We start from the raw sequence: 14,944 nt of genomic DNA, 5'->3' as shown, positions 1-14,944 counted from the left end.
TGGAGGCGCTATGATAAATATGTAAACGAAATCATTTTAAATTATTTCTTAAGGAGGAAAAAGAAATGGAAGCTACTAGACAGAAAAGTGGTCTTAAGGCGAAAGTTCAGCGTCTCGGAAGTCACTTGTCAGGGATGGTAATGCCGAATATTGGAGGCTTTATCGCGTGGGGGGTTATTACAGCGCTGTTTATCCCAGATGGTTATTTTCCAAATGAACAGCTGGCTACATTAGTTGGACCAATGCTTTCTTATTTATTGCCATTATTAATCGCTTATACAGGCGGCAGCATGGTACATGGTCAACGTGGGGCAGTTGTAGGGGCAATCGCAGCAATGGGTGTTATTGTCGGATCAGACGTTCCAATGTTTATCGGAGCGATGATGATGGGGCCTTTAGGTGGTTGGTGTATCAAAAAATTTGATGACGCTTTCCAAGAAAAAATCAAAGCCGGATTTGAAATGCTGGTCAACAACTTTTCTTCTGGATTGATCGGGTTCGCGTTAGCGATCGTCGGGTACTATGCAATCGGCCCAGTCGTTCAAGGGGCTACACATTTAATGGCTGCAGGTGTTGAATCAATCATCAACATGCACTTGTTGCCACTGGCAAATATCTTTATTGAACCTGCGAAGATCTTGTTCTTAAACAACGCGATCAATCATGGAATCTTGACACCGCTTGGAATTGAACAAGCAGCAGAATCTGGAAAATCAATCCTATTCTTATTAGAAGCAAACCCTGGACCAGGTCTAGGAATCTTATTAGCCTTTACATTCTTTGGCAAGGGTGCGGCGAAATCTTCTGCACCAGGCGCGATCATTATCCAATTCTTAGGTGGGATCCATGAAATTTACTTCCCATATGTAATGATGAAACCTCTTTTATTCCTAGCCGTTATGGCAGGTGGGGTTGCCGGAACATTTACGTTCCAATTGTTAGGTGCCGGATTACGAGCAGCTGCATCACCAGGTTCGATCATCGCGATCATGGCGATGACACCGCCGAATGCAATCTTTGCCAACTTAGCAGGGATTGTCGTCGGGTGTGCCGTTTCATTCTTAGTCGCTATGATCATTATCAAGTCAGACAACAGTGAAGAAGACGATTTAGCAGCGACTCAGGCAGCTGTTGCGGGTGCGAAAGCACAAAGCAAAGGCCAAGGCGCAGTGAAATCTGAAAATCAAGAAATGTTTGGTACGGTCAACAAGATTATCTTTGCTTGTGATGCCGGAATGGGATCAAGTGCCATGGGTGCTTCTGTTCTACGCGACAAGGTGAAAAAAGCAGGCTTATCCTTGCCAGTATCGAACTCAGCAATCAACAACTTGACAGATGATCCGAATGCGTTGATCGTTACACAGGAAGAATTACATGAACGTGCGTCACAAAAAGCACCGAGTGCAACGTTCGTTCAAGTAGAAAACTTCATGAATTCACCACGCTACGATGAAATCGTTGAACGCTTATCGAATGAACCAACGGGTGACAGCGAAAAAAAGCCGCTGACAGATGATGTGGTACAAGGCGTAGCCGACTATTCAAAAGTCGATCACATTGTCTTTGGATACGATCAAGTAAAAGGATCTGCCAATATGGGCGCAACGATCTTGAAAAAATTATTGAAGGACAACAACTTGGTTTATCCTGTTGCAGTCGAACCGATCCATGCATTGAAGGATGAAACAAATGCGTTGATCATCACGAACGACGATGAAACCCTCAAAGCAGAGCAACAAGCACCAAGCGCAACACATGTGCCTTTGACGGATCTGGTCGCTTCAGAAAAATATGACAAAGTCATTCAAAATTTAAGGAAATAAGTAGTCTTTTATACAGAATCGTATTACTCTTAAAGCAGTGAGGATTCTCACTGCTTTTACCCTTTTGAAAGTATTGGAGGAGATATTGTGTATTTTTCGATTCGCGAAAAAAAGATACTTTCCCTTTTATTAGATTATCCGAATGGCATTACACCAGAAGAGTTGCAAGACATTTTACAAGTCAGCAAACGGACGGTTTATCGAGAAATATCAAGCATTGAAAAAACGATCAAATCACAGGATATCCAGATCATCAAACCACGAGGGGAAGGGTATCGAATCGTGGGAGAGTCAGTGAATCTGGAGCGGCTGCAGCAGCAGTTGACGGAAAAGCAGGAGGAGTTGTTTACGGACAACGTGCAGCGTCAAAGCGCGATTGTTTGTTCCTTATTATTGATGGATGAGGAAGAAACGATCGAAGGGTTGGCGATCGACTTTAAAGTAAGTCCTGCGACGATTACTTCTGATTTGTCCGCTATTGAAAAAAGTTTGATTGATTACCGCTTGGAGTTGAAACGATTAAAGGGTCGCGGGATTCGCATCGAAGGTCGAGAGAAACAGCGACGACAGTTATTGAGCAATTTGATCTACAACGGCGTGAGTGAATTTGATTTCTTTCAATACATCGATTCATTAGAAGATGAGACGGTGACTACCGACAGCTTCTTTTTAAATTTATTGAGTCGGTCAAACTTACTGCTGTCACGAACAATTCTCGAACAGGTGTCACAGCAGGCGTTTGAGCAAGTCACAGATAATCAGCTGCAGCGTGTGCTGATCTTACTGGCATTATCTATTGATCGCATGATGGAAGAACGATTCGTGGAAGTTGAACAAGAGAACAAGGCAAAACCTGAAAGCATGCAGATTGCTAGTCAAATCATGATCAAAGTGGCGACAACGATCAAACAGTCCATACCGCCGCAGGAAGTTCGTTTCTTTGCCTTTCAGCTCGAAGGTGTGAATTATAAGAGACCGCAAAATATCTTTATTGATAGTTTTGATGTAGAGCTTTCGTATAAGATCAAAGAATTGATCCGACTGGTTTCCGAAACGACGGAGATTGATTTTCGCAAAGATGAACAGCTGTTTACAGATCTATCTGCACACATGTCTGCGGCATTGAAGCGAAATCTGACGGTCATTCAAGGGGCAAACAATCCGCTGCTGCAAAAAATTCGTGATAAGTATCAGGCGTTGACGACAGCGATCATCAAAGAATTAGCGGTTGTTTTTCCGGATCATCAATTTACTGCGGATGAATTAGGCTATGTCGTGATCCATTTTGCGACATCGTTGGAACGGCATCCGAGTGGACGCGCATTGTCTGCCTTGGTCCTGTGTTCCAGCGGGATCGGTACAGCTCGTATTTTAGAAAGCCGTATCCATAAGTATCTGAATGAGATCCAAAAAGTACAGGTCGCCAAGATTTCAGAAATGAATCAGTTGGATTATAAAAGTTATGATTTGATTTTAGCGACCGTCTTTTTACCAGGGTTTCATTTGCCTTACAAAGTCATCTCACCGCTATTATTGGATGACGAAATCAAAGAAATCAAAGAGTACATCCAAACCTTACATCCAGAAAAAGCCAACGAACGAGCAGATGAGCCTGAACAAGAGCCGAGTGAAGCCTTTGATGAAATTTATGAGACGATGCGGATAGCCAATAGCTTATTGCAGAACTTTGACGTGAAGCAGGTGTCTGCACGAGAAACGATCGAGTTGACGTTAGATGAGATCATCGAACAGTTGCAGGGCACGATCGTTTCGGATGCGAAATTGGTGACGGATAAAGTGATCAAGCGTTATTTAGTGGCGCCGATCGGGGTGCCAAAGACCAATTTTGCGTTGTTCCACTGTGCGGATGCACATGTCAAAGAGCCATTATTTACGATCTACGACTTGGACCAGAAATTTTTGATTCAAGGAATGGATAAAAAAAGCATTGAACTTACCAGGGTGTTGTTATTACTCGCACCTGATCCAATGCCGGAGAGCCAACAAAGCCTATTAGGAAAAATCAGCAGCTCAGTGATCGAGAGTGATCTGAATACTGAAATCTACAAATTTGGCAATAAAGAAATCATCTATCAATTGTTAAGCTCTTTATTTGTCAAAGAGATTCGGGAAAACTAGCGAAAGCAAAAAAAATCGGGGGGAACTAAAAATGGAATTAAAGCCAGAAATGATTTTATTAGACCAGAAATATGCCAACAAGGAAGAAGCGATTCGTGCGAGCGGGCAGCTTTTAGTAGATGCTGGCTGTGTGGAAGCAGGCTATATCGATGCGATGATTGAACGGAACGAATTGGTTTCTGTTTATATGGGAAACTTTATCGCGATCCCTCATGGAACCGATGAAGCGAAACGCTATGTGAAGAAAAGTGGTATTTCAGTGATTCAAGTCCCAACGGGCGTTCACTTTGGTAAAGACGACACAGAGGATGTGGCGATGGTATTATTTGGTATCGCTGGAATCGAAAATGAGCATTTGGATATCTTGCAGAAGATCGCGATTTTCTGTTCAGATGTTGAAAATGTGGTCAAATTAGCAGATGCAAAAACAAAAGAAGAAGTCATGGGCTATCTTCAGGAGGTAGAATAGGATGCAAGCAACACACTTTGGCGCAGGAAATATTGGACGCGGATTTATTGGAGAAATTTTAGCAAAGAATGGTTTTTCAATCGATTTTGTTGATATCAATGAAACGATCATCAATGCTTTGAACGAGCGGAACGAATACACCATTCAGCTAGCTGATGAAAGTCAAAAAGAGATTCATGTCGCAAACGTGGATGGGTTGAACAATCAAACCAATCCTGATGCGGTGATCGACTCCGTCAGTAAGGCAGACATCGTGACGACCGCGATTGGGCCGAATATTTTACCATTTATCGCAGAATTGATCGCTAAAGGGATTCAAAAACGTCGCAATGAAGGCAACACGGCTCCTTTAGATGTGGTGGCCTGCGAAAATATGATCGGCGGCAGCCAATTTCTATTTGAAAAAGTACAAACGTTCTTGTCTGACGAAGACAAAGAATATGTGGAACAATACATCGGATTCCCTAATGCAGCAGTCGATCGTATTGTACCGATCCAGCATCACGAAGATCCTTTATTCGTGTCTGTAGAACCGTTTAGTGAATGGGTGATCGATGAAACGCAAAGCAAAAATAAAGACTTGCGCCTCGTTGACGTGGAATATGTAGAAGATTTGGAACCATATATCGAACGGAAACTCTTTTCCGTTAACACAGGCCATGCGACCGTAGCCTATACAGGGGCTTATGAAGGATACAAAACGATTGATGAAGCCATCGCGGATGAACGGGTTTTAGAAAAACTGCGTGCAGTGCTAGGTGAAACCGGCAGCTTATTGATTCATAAGTGGGGATTTGATGAAGAAAACCATCAAGCCTATATTAATAAGATCGTTAGCCGCTTTGAAAATACTTATATTTCTGACAGCATCAGCCGGGTCGCCCGTACACCGATCCGCAAGCTTGGATACGATGAACGATTTATTCGCCCAATTCGTGAGCTGAAAGATCGTGGATTAACGTACACGAATTTAATCGATGTCGTGGCGATGGTCTTAAAATACGACGATCCAACTGACGAACAAAGTGTTGAATTGCATGAATTGTTGAAAGAAAAGTCACTTGCAGAAGTTATCCAGCAAGTAACGGCTCTAAAAGACGACGCACTGATCGAAGAAATTACAGCGACATACGAACAGTAATGATTCTTCTCCAGAATAGGCGCAGGCCTTTTCTGGATTTTTTTTTTGGAATTCTGGATAGGGATGAAATGCTGAATGATAAAAATTTAATTATTTGGTCTAGACTTTTTTGTTGTAAAATGCAATCGATGGTGTTAGAATTGGTGTATACCAAAACAACAAAGGAGCGTTTACCCATGAAAGTAATTCGCGTGAAAGATGCCAACGAAGGCGGAAAAAAAGCATTTGAACTCATCAAAGATGGAATGGAAAACGGCGTAAAAGTATTAGGACTAGCAACTGGTAGTACCCCTGAAACTTTATATAAAGAAATGACTTCTAGTGATTTAGATTTTTCAGAAATGACTTCTGTGAACTTAGATGAATATGTTGGTTTATCTGGTGACGATGTACAAAGCTACCGTTACTTCATGAACGATCAATTATTCAACAAAAAACCGTTTAAAGAAACATTCGTACCAAACGGAAAAGCGGAAGATCTACAAGCTGAATGCACACGTTATGATGGTGTGATCGCGGATCATCCAATCGATTTACAAGTATTGGGCATCGGCCGCAATGCGCACATCGGTTTCAACGAACCTGGAACATCTTTTGACGTCACTACTCATGTCGTTGAATTGACAGAATCTACGATCGAAGCAAACAAACGCAACTTCGATAAAGTGGAAGATGTGCCAACACATGCATTATCAATGGGTATCGGCTCAATTATGAAGAGTAAAAAAATCTTGTTGATGGCTTTCGGTACAGATAAAGCAGAAGCAATCAAAAACATGATCGAAGGATCAGTTACGACAGACGTCCCAGCAAGTGTTTTACAAAACCATGCAGACGTAACAGTCATCATTGACGAAGACGCAGCAAGCCAACTATAATCCATTGCTTTTTAACACCAAGGTTGAATGATCTTGGTGTTTTTTTTGTTTGCTTGCTTCTTATTCTTCCTTTGGCTATAGTAAAAACTAGAAAAGATACGGGAGGATTCTATGCGTTTAGATAAATTTTTAGCAGAAGCAGGCTTAGGCAGTCGCAAAGAAGTGAAGCAGCTGATCAAAAAGGGCCGGATCACCGTCAATCAGCAGCTTGAAAAATCAGATAAAACACAAATTGATCCCGAAAACGATACGATTGCTTTTCAAGGAGAAGTGCTGCATTATCAGGAGTTCTATTACTACCTGCTGCATAAACCAGCAGGGGTTGTGAGTGCGACGGAGGATGCGCGGGATCGAACGGTCATGGCGTTGTTTTCCATGACGGATTTTCGCAGCGATCTTTTTCCGGTAGGTCGCTTGGACAAAGACACCGAGGGGCTTTTGCTGATTACCAATGATGGTAAGCTTGCCCATGATTTGTTATCGCCGAAGAAGCACGTAGAGAAGGAATATTTTGCCGAAGTTTGCGGCGTGATGACGTCAGAAGACCAAAAACGTTTTGTGGATGGAATGTCATTAGATGGAGAAATGACCTTACCAGCGGAATTGGTTATTGATGAAACCACAGAAGAAACGTCGAAAGTCCGAATCGTTTTGCATGAAGGAAAGTTCCATCAGGTCAAACGCATGGTCAAAGCGTGCGGCAAAGAAGTAACCTATCTGAAAAGAATTCGGATGGGTAAGCTGACCTTGCCTGAGAACCTTGCTAAAGGCAGCTATCGCCCGCTGTCGGAGGAAGAATTAGCGATGCTAAAGGGTTAGACGCAACCTTTTTTTCTGACCGTGCTATACTTGAAAAGAAGAGAGTGTTTCAATAGAGGAGGTGGTGCACAAATGGATTTGCACTTATCAGTTTATGAAATCATGCTGCGGCTCTTTTTAGCGATGATCATGGGGGGCGCCATCGGGATCGAACGTGAGTATAAAAATCGTCCAGCAGGTATTCGTACCCATATTTTGGTCTGTATGGGGGCGACCATCATCGCATTGATCCAAGTAGAGATCGCAGACCAAGCCCTGCGCTACGCTGCAGCCAAGCCGCAATTCGTCGGGGTCGTTCGGGCAGATGAAGCACGGTTGATCGCACAAGTCGTCAGCGGGATCGGTTTTCTTGGTGCGGGGACGATCATGGTCAGCAACCGTTCTGTCAAAGGGCTAACGACGGCGGCCTCGATCTGGGCAGGTGCCGGATTAGGGATCGCTATTGGCATGGGGTATTATACCATCGCCATTTGCAGCTTTGTCGGGATCATACTTGCGTTGACAGTGGTCAAACGAATCATCAAAATCAACTCGATCAAAAAGCTGGAGATCCGCTACATTCATCGAGAGGCCACAAAAGAGTTTATCATGAACTATTTTGACAGCAAAAAGATCGAAGTAGAGGACGTCGATTTTGATGTCGATTTTATGGATGATTACCGGATCTACACGAATGTCTATACGATCGACTTGCCGCGGGGCATGAATTACACCGATGTGATCGAGGATTTGTCGATGTATAAGAATATCACCAAACTTCGAATGATCAATGTTTAAAAAAGAAGGTAAAATCATTTTTTGATGATTTTACCTTTTTTTGGTGTTCCGAGAAGGATCGAATCCTCTGGCGAAAGAGGAGGAATGGATTCGTTGATGCCTGTTAACTAAAAAAGCTTGATAGGAAATATCCTATCAAGCTTTAGCTCTATCTAGTCTAAACCAATCAAATAATCGTCGTCATTCATGGCTTCCACTTGACCAAGCAAGTAGCCATTACCGACTTGTGAGAAGAAATCGTGGTTGCTTGTACCTGTAGAGATACCGTTCATTACGATCGGATTCACATCGTCTGCGGTATCTGGGAAGAGCGGGTCCATGCCGAGATTCATCAAGGCTTTGTTGGCATTGTAGCGCAAGAAGGTCTTCACTTCTTCCGTCCAGCCGATTTCATCGTACAATTCTTCCGTGTACCGTTCTTCGTTTTCGTACAATTCATACAATAAATCGTACATCCATTCCTTCAACCGTTCTTGTTCTGCTTCTGGCTGTTCGTTGAAACCACGCTGGAACTTATAACCAATGTAGGTACCGTGAACGGATTCGTCACGGATGATCAGCTTGATGATTTCAGCTACGTTGGCTAGTTTATTGTTTCCTAAATAATAAAGTGGTGTATAGAAGCCAGAATAAAATAAGAAGGTTTCTAAAAAGACGCTGGCGATTTTCTTTTCCAACGGTGTGCCGTTTTTATAGATCTCATTGATTCGTTCGGCTTTCTTTTGCAAATATTGGTTTGTATTGGTCCATTCAAAGATTTCGTTGATTTCCGTTTTCGTGTTTAACGTACTGAAAATCGAAGAATAGCTTTTTGCGTGGACGGATTCCATGAATTGGATATTGTTCAATACCGCTTCCTCATGAGGTGTCCGCACATCTTCTCTCAATTGATCCATGCCGCTCTCTGATTGGACGGTGTCTAGCAGGGTCAAGCCGCCAAAAACATAGCCCACCGTTTGTTTTTCTAGTTCGGATAATTTGCGCCAGTCGTCTAAGTCATTCGACAACGGAATCCGTGTATCCAACCAAAATTGTTCCGTTAATTTTTCCCACGTCGATTTATCGATGACGTCTTCGATCTCATTCCAGTTAATGGCTTTATAATACGTTTCTGCCATGAATATTCCTCCTTCGTTCATCACATAAGTGTACCTCTTGTGATGAACACAAGAGGCAAGTGTTTTCTAAATGACGCAGCTTTCACATTGGTTTGAACCGATCTCTTCCGCATCATCGGTAAATGTCCGAACGTAATAAATGGATTTGCAGCCTTTATAGAAGGCGTAATTACGTAAGATGTTCAAGTCACGTGTCGTTTGTTTGCTTTCTGTTTTCCATTCGTACAAGCCTTCAGGAATCTCAGAACGCATGAACAAGGTTAAGCTCATACCTTGATCGATATGTTGTTGCGCGGTCGCGTACACGTCGATCACTTTACGCATATCCATATCATAGGCAGAAGTGTAGTAAGGCAAGGTATCATTATTCAAATAAGGCGCTGGATAATAAATTTTGCCGATTTTCTTTTCTTGGCGTTCTTCGATCAAACGAGTGATTGGGTGCAAGCTGGCACTGGTGTCGTTGATATAAGAGATCGACCCATTTGGAGCTACTGCCAAACGATTTTGATGATACAAACCGTCTTTTTGAACCGCTTCTTTTAGCGCTTGCCAATCTTCCGCAGTCGGAACAAAGATATCCTTGAAGATTTCTTTGACCTTGTCTGTTTTCGGTGAAAATTCGCCGGTCGTGTATTTATCAAAATATGAACCATCGGCATAAGCAGATTTTTCAAAGTTATGGAACGTGGTCTTCCGCTCTTTTGCCAAGTCTTTGCTTTCCATCAAGGTCCAATAGTTCAGCAAAGTAAAATAAACATTCGTGAAGTCGATGGATTCTTCTGAACCATATTCCATCAGGTGTTTCGCAAAGAAGCTGTGTAAGCCCATCGCACCTAAACCGATCGTATGGTTCAAGCTGTTACCATTTTGAATGGAGGGAACAACTTCGATATCTGATTCGTCGGTAACGAAAGTCAACGCACGCACCATTGTCCGAACGGATTGACCAAAATCAGGACTTTCCATCAAGTTGACGATATTCGTTGAGCCGAGGTTACAAGAAATATCGGTACCTAAAACATCATATTCTTGACGACCATTGATCGTAGAAGGTGTTTGTACTTGTAGAATCTCTGAACACAAGTTACTCATAACGATTTTTCCGTCTACTGGATTGGCACGGTTTGCTGTGTCGATGTTGATGATATATGGATAACCAGATTCTTGCTGCAATTTAGAGATTTCATTCTCTAGATCACGGGCACGGATTTTTTTCTTGCGGATATTCGGATTTGCGACTAAGTTGTCGTATTCCTTCGTGATATCGACATACGAATAAGGCACGCCATATTCACGTTCGACACCGTAAGGGCTGAACAAATACATGTCTTCATTTTTACGAGCTAATTCGTAAAATTTGTCTGGGACAGTCACACCAAGTGAAAGAGTCTTCACACGAATTTTTTCATCGGCATTTTCTTTCTTAGCAGATAAGAACATTTCGATATCTGGATGGAAGACGTCTAAGTACACGACGCCAGCTCCTTGACGTTGGCCCAATTGGTTTGAATAAGAAAAACTATCTTCAAACAATTTCATGACTGGGACAACACCGCTTGCTGCGCCATCGTATCCTTTGATCGGCGCGCCGGCTTCACGCAAATTAGAAAGATTGATCCCAACACCGCCGCCGATTCGTGATAATTGCAGGGCAGAGTTGATCGAACGACCTATGCTGTTCATGTCATCGGTTACTTGGATCAAGAAACATGACACCAATTCACCGCGACGTTTACGTCCAGCATTTAAAAAAGAAGGGGTAGCTGGCTGGTAACGCTGATGGATCATTTCATCTGCTAAAGACAAAGCCAATGCTTCGTCGCCATCCGCAAAATACAACGCATTAAAGGCTACGCGATCTTCATAGCTTTCCAAATATTCTGTGCCATCGTTACTTTTTAAGGCATATTGCGAATAGAACTTGTACGCTGCCATAAATGATTTGAAGGTAAAGTGCTGCTCATCTAAATAGCGGAAGAGTTTTTCAATAAAAGCAGGAGTATATTTCGCAATAAATTCAGCTTCTAAAAATTCTTCTTCTATTAAATAGTCGATTTTTTCTTGTACTGAAGAAAACGTGTGGGTATTTGGTTCTACATTCTCTTTAAAAAAAGCGGCTAGAGCATCTTTGTCCTTGTTAAGGGGGATCTGTCCATTGACTGGACGATTGATTTCATTGTTCAATTTAAAGTAGGATACTTCACCTAGGTCTTTTAAACTCATTTCGTCACATCTTTCCTATATATAGTGTCTGTTCATTTTTTTGTCTATTTTATTTTCTATCTATATTAATGCCCGTTTGATCGTCCGTTTCTGCGAAAAACCTAACTGATTAAATAAAGAAAACTTTGCAATCACGGATCGCAAAGTTTCGAACTACGCTAATGCTTTCAATTGATCTGGACGGAAACCGATGATGGCTTGTTGTCCGCCGAAAATAACTGGGACACTCTGGAAACCTTGATCTTTTAGAAAACCTAGAGCTTCTGGCTCGTTGTCGATGTTGACCTCTTCGAATGAAATATGATTTTCAGTTAAATAACGTTTCGCCATTTTACATTGCATGCAATTGTTTTTTGAATATACTTTTACCATAAGACGACCTCCCTTGATTTCTACAATTACTAGTATAAAAGATGTAGGGAAAAAGTCAATCGTTAAACACCATATATTGTGGTGTAAATTAATTGGTATACTACTCTTTGTGTTTTTTGCAAAAACATTGAAAACGGGCTATTTCAAAGGAAAATCCCTTTACAGGATAATCAAATGAGGGATTTCGTGTTTTTTTACGTTAAAAAAGTTTTTTTAATAACGAAAAACAAGTTGTGAAAACAAATAAATCAGTGAATGTCAAACAAGTTGCTCAGAATTAAAAGAAAATCTTCGACCATTTATTGACTTTGCTATCAAATGAAGCTATTCTTAGTGAGAAAGATTCTCATTATTAATTAGGGTTAGGTGGAGGAGTAAATGACAACTTTGGCAGATGTTTTATTAAACCAAGTCGTACAAATTGATGAAATGACTCTAGAAAATGATTTAAAGCATCGACTGCAAGATTTAGGAATGATCGTCGGCTCAAAAGTTGCCGTCGTCAATCACTCTGGTGAGAATGGCATTGTTTTATTACACAATACACGGCTGGCGTTATCCCAGTCTTTATTAAAAAAAATACTTGTGAAAGACCTAACGGAAGATCAGGAGGCGTGGGTGCCTTTAGATCAACTGCGTGCCGGAGAACAAGGGGTCGTGGTAAATGTTCATGGGACTGGTGCTGTAAAGCGACGGTTGATGGATATGGGGTTGACTAAGGGAACCCAAGTCAAAGTAGTGAAGTTGGCTCCATTAGGCGACCCGATCGAATTGCGCGTACGAGGGTATGAGCTGAGTTTACGAAAAAGCGAATCAGAGATGGTGGTCGTGTCGAAGGAGGCGGAATAGATGGCAAAACTGCATATTGCTTTAGCAGGGAATCCCAATAGCGGGAAAACCAGTACGTTTAATGTGCTGACAGGAACGAATCAATTTGTCGGCAACTGGCCGGGGGTCACTGTAGAGCGAAAAGAAGGCATCTACAAAAAGGATTCGGAAGTGATCATCGATGATCTTCCTGGAATCTATTCTCTTTCTCCGTATTCTCCTGAAGAAGTCGTTGCTCGGGACTATTTATTGTCTGGAACGCCCGATGCCATCGTTAATATCATCGATGGAACGAACTTAGAGCGGAACCTGTATTTGACCACTCAATTGATCGAGACAGGGATTCCAGTTGTCGTCGCCGTGAATATGATGGATGTTATCAAAAAAAGCGGAAAACAAATAAACTTAGAGAAATTGGCGTATGCGCTAGGTGTTCCCGTCGTTGGCGTCAGCGCGCTAAAGAATTGGGGCTTGGACAAAGCAATCAATGAAGCCCTTCATCTCATCAAAAAAGGGACAGAAGAAATCACCTTCCCTCATTATGACAATCGATTAGAGGCAGCACTGAATGAGATTGAAGAGGTCTTAGGAAGTACTGCTCCCGTCAAGTATAGCCGTTGGTACAGCGTGAAACTATTTGAACGAGACGAACGTGCCAAAGAGGATCTGGATCTTAGTTCGATCCAGCAAAAAGAAGTCATGGAAATCATCAAAATCACGGAGAAGATTTTCGGGGAAGATGCGGAAAGCTTAGTTATTAATGAGCGGTACAATTTTATTACCCATCTAAAAACCCTGTGTGTGGTAGACGAAGATCAATTTAAGCTATCGATCTCGGATAAAATCGACCACATTGTAACGAACCGTTTCTTGGCGTTGCCCATTTTTGCTTTAGTGATGTGGTTGATCTACTATATTGCCATCCAAACCATCGGAGCAATGGGCACCGATTGGGTGAACGACAATTTGTTTGGCGATATCGTACCAAACGCTGTCAGTGGGATGCTCCAATCTTGGAATGTCGCAGAATGGATGCAACAATTGATCTTAAATGGTATCCTCGCAGGGGTCGGGGCCGTATTAGGCTTCCTTCCGCAGCTCATGGTCCTTTTCCTGTGCTTAGCGCTTTTAGAGGATTGCGGATACATGTCTCGGATCGCCTTTGTGATGGACCGGATTTTCCGCAAGTTCGGTTTGTCCGGTAAATCGTTTATTCCAATGCTGATCGCTACAGGCTGCGGAGTGCCCGGAGTAATGGCGAGTCGGACGATCGAGAATGAAAAGGATCGGCGAATGACAGCGATGCTGACGACCTTCATGCCTTGTTCAGCGAAGCTGCCGATCATTGCTTTGATCGCTGGCGCATTTTTCCCTAACAGCAGTTGGGTCGCACCGTCGGCTTACTTTGTAGGAATGGGAGCGATCGTTTTATCAGGGATCGCATTGAAGAAAACGAAACTCTTTTCTGGAGATCCAGCGCCATTTATTATGGAGCTTCCGTTGTACCATATGCCTAGAATCGGAAATACATTGCGCTACACGTATGATCACAGTAAAGCTTTTGTTAAACGTGCAGGAACGATTATTTTTGTTTCTAGTATCGTGATCTGGTTTATTTCAAGCTACAACTTCTCGTTACAATCTGTGAACGAAAATGATAGTATCTTAGCCGCTTTAGGCGGAGTGATCGCGCCGTTATTTGCACCTTTAGGATGGGGCGATTGGCGTGGTGCTGTTGCAGCGATCACGGGATTGGTTGCGAAGGAAAATGTTATCGGCACTTTTGGTATTTTGTATCGTCACGCAGAAGTGGCAGAAAACGGCGTGGAGATCTGGAAATCCTTGCAGGGGGCCTATACACCTGTTGCCGGATATTCGTTCTTAGTCTTTAACCTGTTGTGTGCGCCGTGTTTCGCAGCGATTGGAGCGATTCATCGTGAGATGGGGGATATCAAATGGACGTGGCGAGCGATTGGCTACCAATGTGGACTGGCTTACGCGGTGAGCTTTATTGTCTATCAATTTGGCCATGTGATTTTTGAAAATGGTGAGATCGGCATTGGGTTGATTCTTGCGACGATCGTTCTGTTGGGAATGATCTACTTTGTTGTAAGAAAACCAATCAAGAAAACACCGACAGTTACGATCGAAGAGATCAAAGAGGTGAAAGAATGGCAACTATAATTTTGAGCATAGTGATCTTTGGCGGTGCCGGAGTGATCATTTACCGCCGAATCAAGAACGGCAATTCCTGTGAAGATTGCGGCAGTAGCTGTCCGGTAAAAGAAGAACAGCAAAAACATTAATTTTTTGAAAGACTCGATGAAAAGCATCGGGTCTTTTTTTTGTCGAAT

13 protein-coding genes are annotated in these 14,944 nt (G+C 42.5%); 10 read left to right on the top strand and 3 right to left on the bottom strand.

Annotated elements, in window-relative coordinates; translation table 11 throughout:
* Positions 1 to 65 precede the first annotated feature (65 nt).
* The 7 genes from A5868_RS11495 (at position 66) to A5868_RS11465 (ending at position 8,046) form a co-directional block, all read left to right on the top strand.
* Positions 66 to 1,823: a PTS mannitol transporter subunit IICBA gene (locus A5868_RS11495; RefSeq protein ID WP_010779989.1), complete on the top strand. Its 1,758-nt coding sequence runs from the start codon at positions 66 to 68 to the stop codon at positions 1,821 to 1,823.
* Positions 1,824 to 1,910: 87 nt separating this feature from the next.
* Positions 1,911 to 3,962 carry a BglG family transcription antiterminator gene (locus A5868_RS11490; protein ID WP_010779990.1) on the top strand — a complete coding sequence of 684 codons (2,052 nt, stop codon included), beginning with the start codon at positions 1,911 to 1,913 and terminating at the stop codon, positions 3,960 to 3,962.
* A 31-nt stretch (positions 3,963 to 3,993) separates the two neighbouring features.
* Positions 3,994 to 4,431, top strand: coding sequence for a PTS sugar transporter subunit IIA (locus tag A5868_RS11485; protein ID WP_010779991.1), 438 nt, complete (start codon positions 3,994 to 3,996; stop codon positions 4,429 to 4,431).
* 1 nt (position 4,432) lies between these two features.
* Positions 4,433 to 5,572, top strand: a complete 1,140-nt coding sequence (locus A5868_RS11480; RefSeq protein ID WP_086303418.1) for a mannitol-1-phosphate 5-dehydrogenase — start codon at positions 4,433 to 4,435, stop codon at positions 5,570 to 5,572.
* Between the two features lie 176 nt (positions 5,573 to 5,748).
* Positions 5,749 to 6,450: a glucosamine-6-phosphate deaminase gene (gene nagB, locus A5868_RS11475; RefSeq protein WP_010779993.1), complete on the top strand. Its 702-nt coding sequence runs from the start codon at positions 5,749 to 5,751 to the stop codon at positions 6,448 to 6,450.
* A gap of 111 nt (positions 6,451 to 6,561) precedes the next feature.
* The gene (locus A5868_RS11470) at positions 6,562 to 7,269 is read left to right on the top strand and encodes a pseudouridine synthase (RefSeq protein ID WP_086303419.1); all 708 of its coding nucleotides are present in this window, start codon (positions 6,562 to 6,564) and stop codon (positions 7,267 to 7,269) included.
* A 72-nt stretch (positions 7,270 to 7,341) separates the two neighbouring features.
* A complete protein-coding gene (locus A5868_RS11465; protein ID WP_010779995.1) occupies positions 7,342 to 8,046 on the top strand; it encodes an MgtC/SapB family protein in 705 nt (234 codons plus the stop codon).
* Positions 8,047 to 8,198: 152 nt separating this feature from the next.
* On the opposite strand, the gene nrdF is transcribed toward A5868_RS11465, so the two are convergent.
* The 3 genes from nrdF to nrdH form a co-directional block, all read right to left on the bottom strand.
* Complete coding sequence (gene nrdF, locus A5868_RS11460) at positions 8,199 to 9,164, bottom strand: class 1b ribonucleoside-diphosphate reductase subunit beta (RefSeq protein WP_086303420.1); 966 nt, start codon at positions 9,162 to 9,164, stop codon at positions 8,199 to 8,201.
* Between the two features lie 66 nt (positions 9,165 to 9,230).
* Positions 9,231 to 11,390: a class 1b ribonucleoside-diphosphate reductase subunit alpha gene (gene nrdE / locus A5868_RS11455; protein WP_086303421.1), complete on the bottom strand. Its 2,160-nt coding sequence runs from the start codon at positions 11,388 to 11,390 to the stop codon at positions 9,231 to 9,233.
* Between the two features lie 153 nt (positions 11,391 to 11,543).
* Positions 11,544 to 11,762 carry a glutaredoxin-like protein NrdH gene (gene nrdH, locus A5868_RS11450; RefSeq protein ID WP_010780000.1) on the bottom strand — a complete coding sequence of 73 codons (219 nt, stop codon included), beginning with the start codon at positions 11,760 to 11,762 and terminating at the stop codon, positions 11,544 to 11,546.
* Between the two features lie 378 nt (positions 11,763 to 12,140).
* Between nrdH and A5868_RS11445 the strand changes: the two genes are divergently transcribed.
* The 3 genes from A5868_RS11445 to A5868_RS11435 are packed head-to-tail and all read left to right on the top strand — an operon-like array spanning position 12,141 to position 14,896.
* Positions 12,141 to 12,611, top strand: coding sequence for a FeoA family protein (locus A5868_RS11445; RefSeq protein WP_086303422.1), 471 nt, complete (start codon positions 12,141 to 12,143; stop codon positions 12,609 to 12,611).
* Positions 12,612 to 14,774, top strand: coding sequence for a ferrous iron transport protein B (gene feoB, locus A5868_RS11440; RefSeq protein WP_086303423.1), 2,163 nt, complete (start codon positions 12,612 to 12,614; stop codon positions 14,772 to 14,774).
* Entirely contained in the window at positions 14,762 to 14,896 is a 135-nt protein-coding gene (locus A5868_RS11435) for a FeoB-associated Cys-rich membrane protein (RefSeq protein WP_010780003.1), read from the top strand. Before feoB ends, A5868_RS11435 begins: the two co-directional genes overlap by 13 nt.
* Positions 14,897 to 14,944 lie beyond the last annotated feature (48 nt).

It is taken from the genome of Enterococcus sp. 12F9_DIV0723 (genome assembly GCF_002174375.1).
Classification (GTDB): domain Bacteria; phylum Bacillota; class Bacilli; order Lactobacillales; family Enterococcaceae; genus Enterococcus_A; species Enterococcus_A gilvus.
This window is presented reverse-complemented; position numbering and strand designations above follow the sequence as displayed.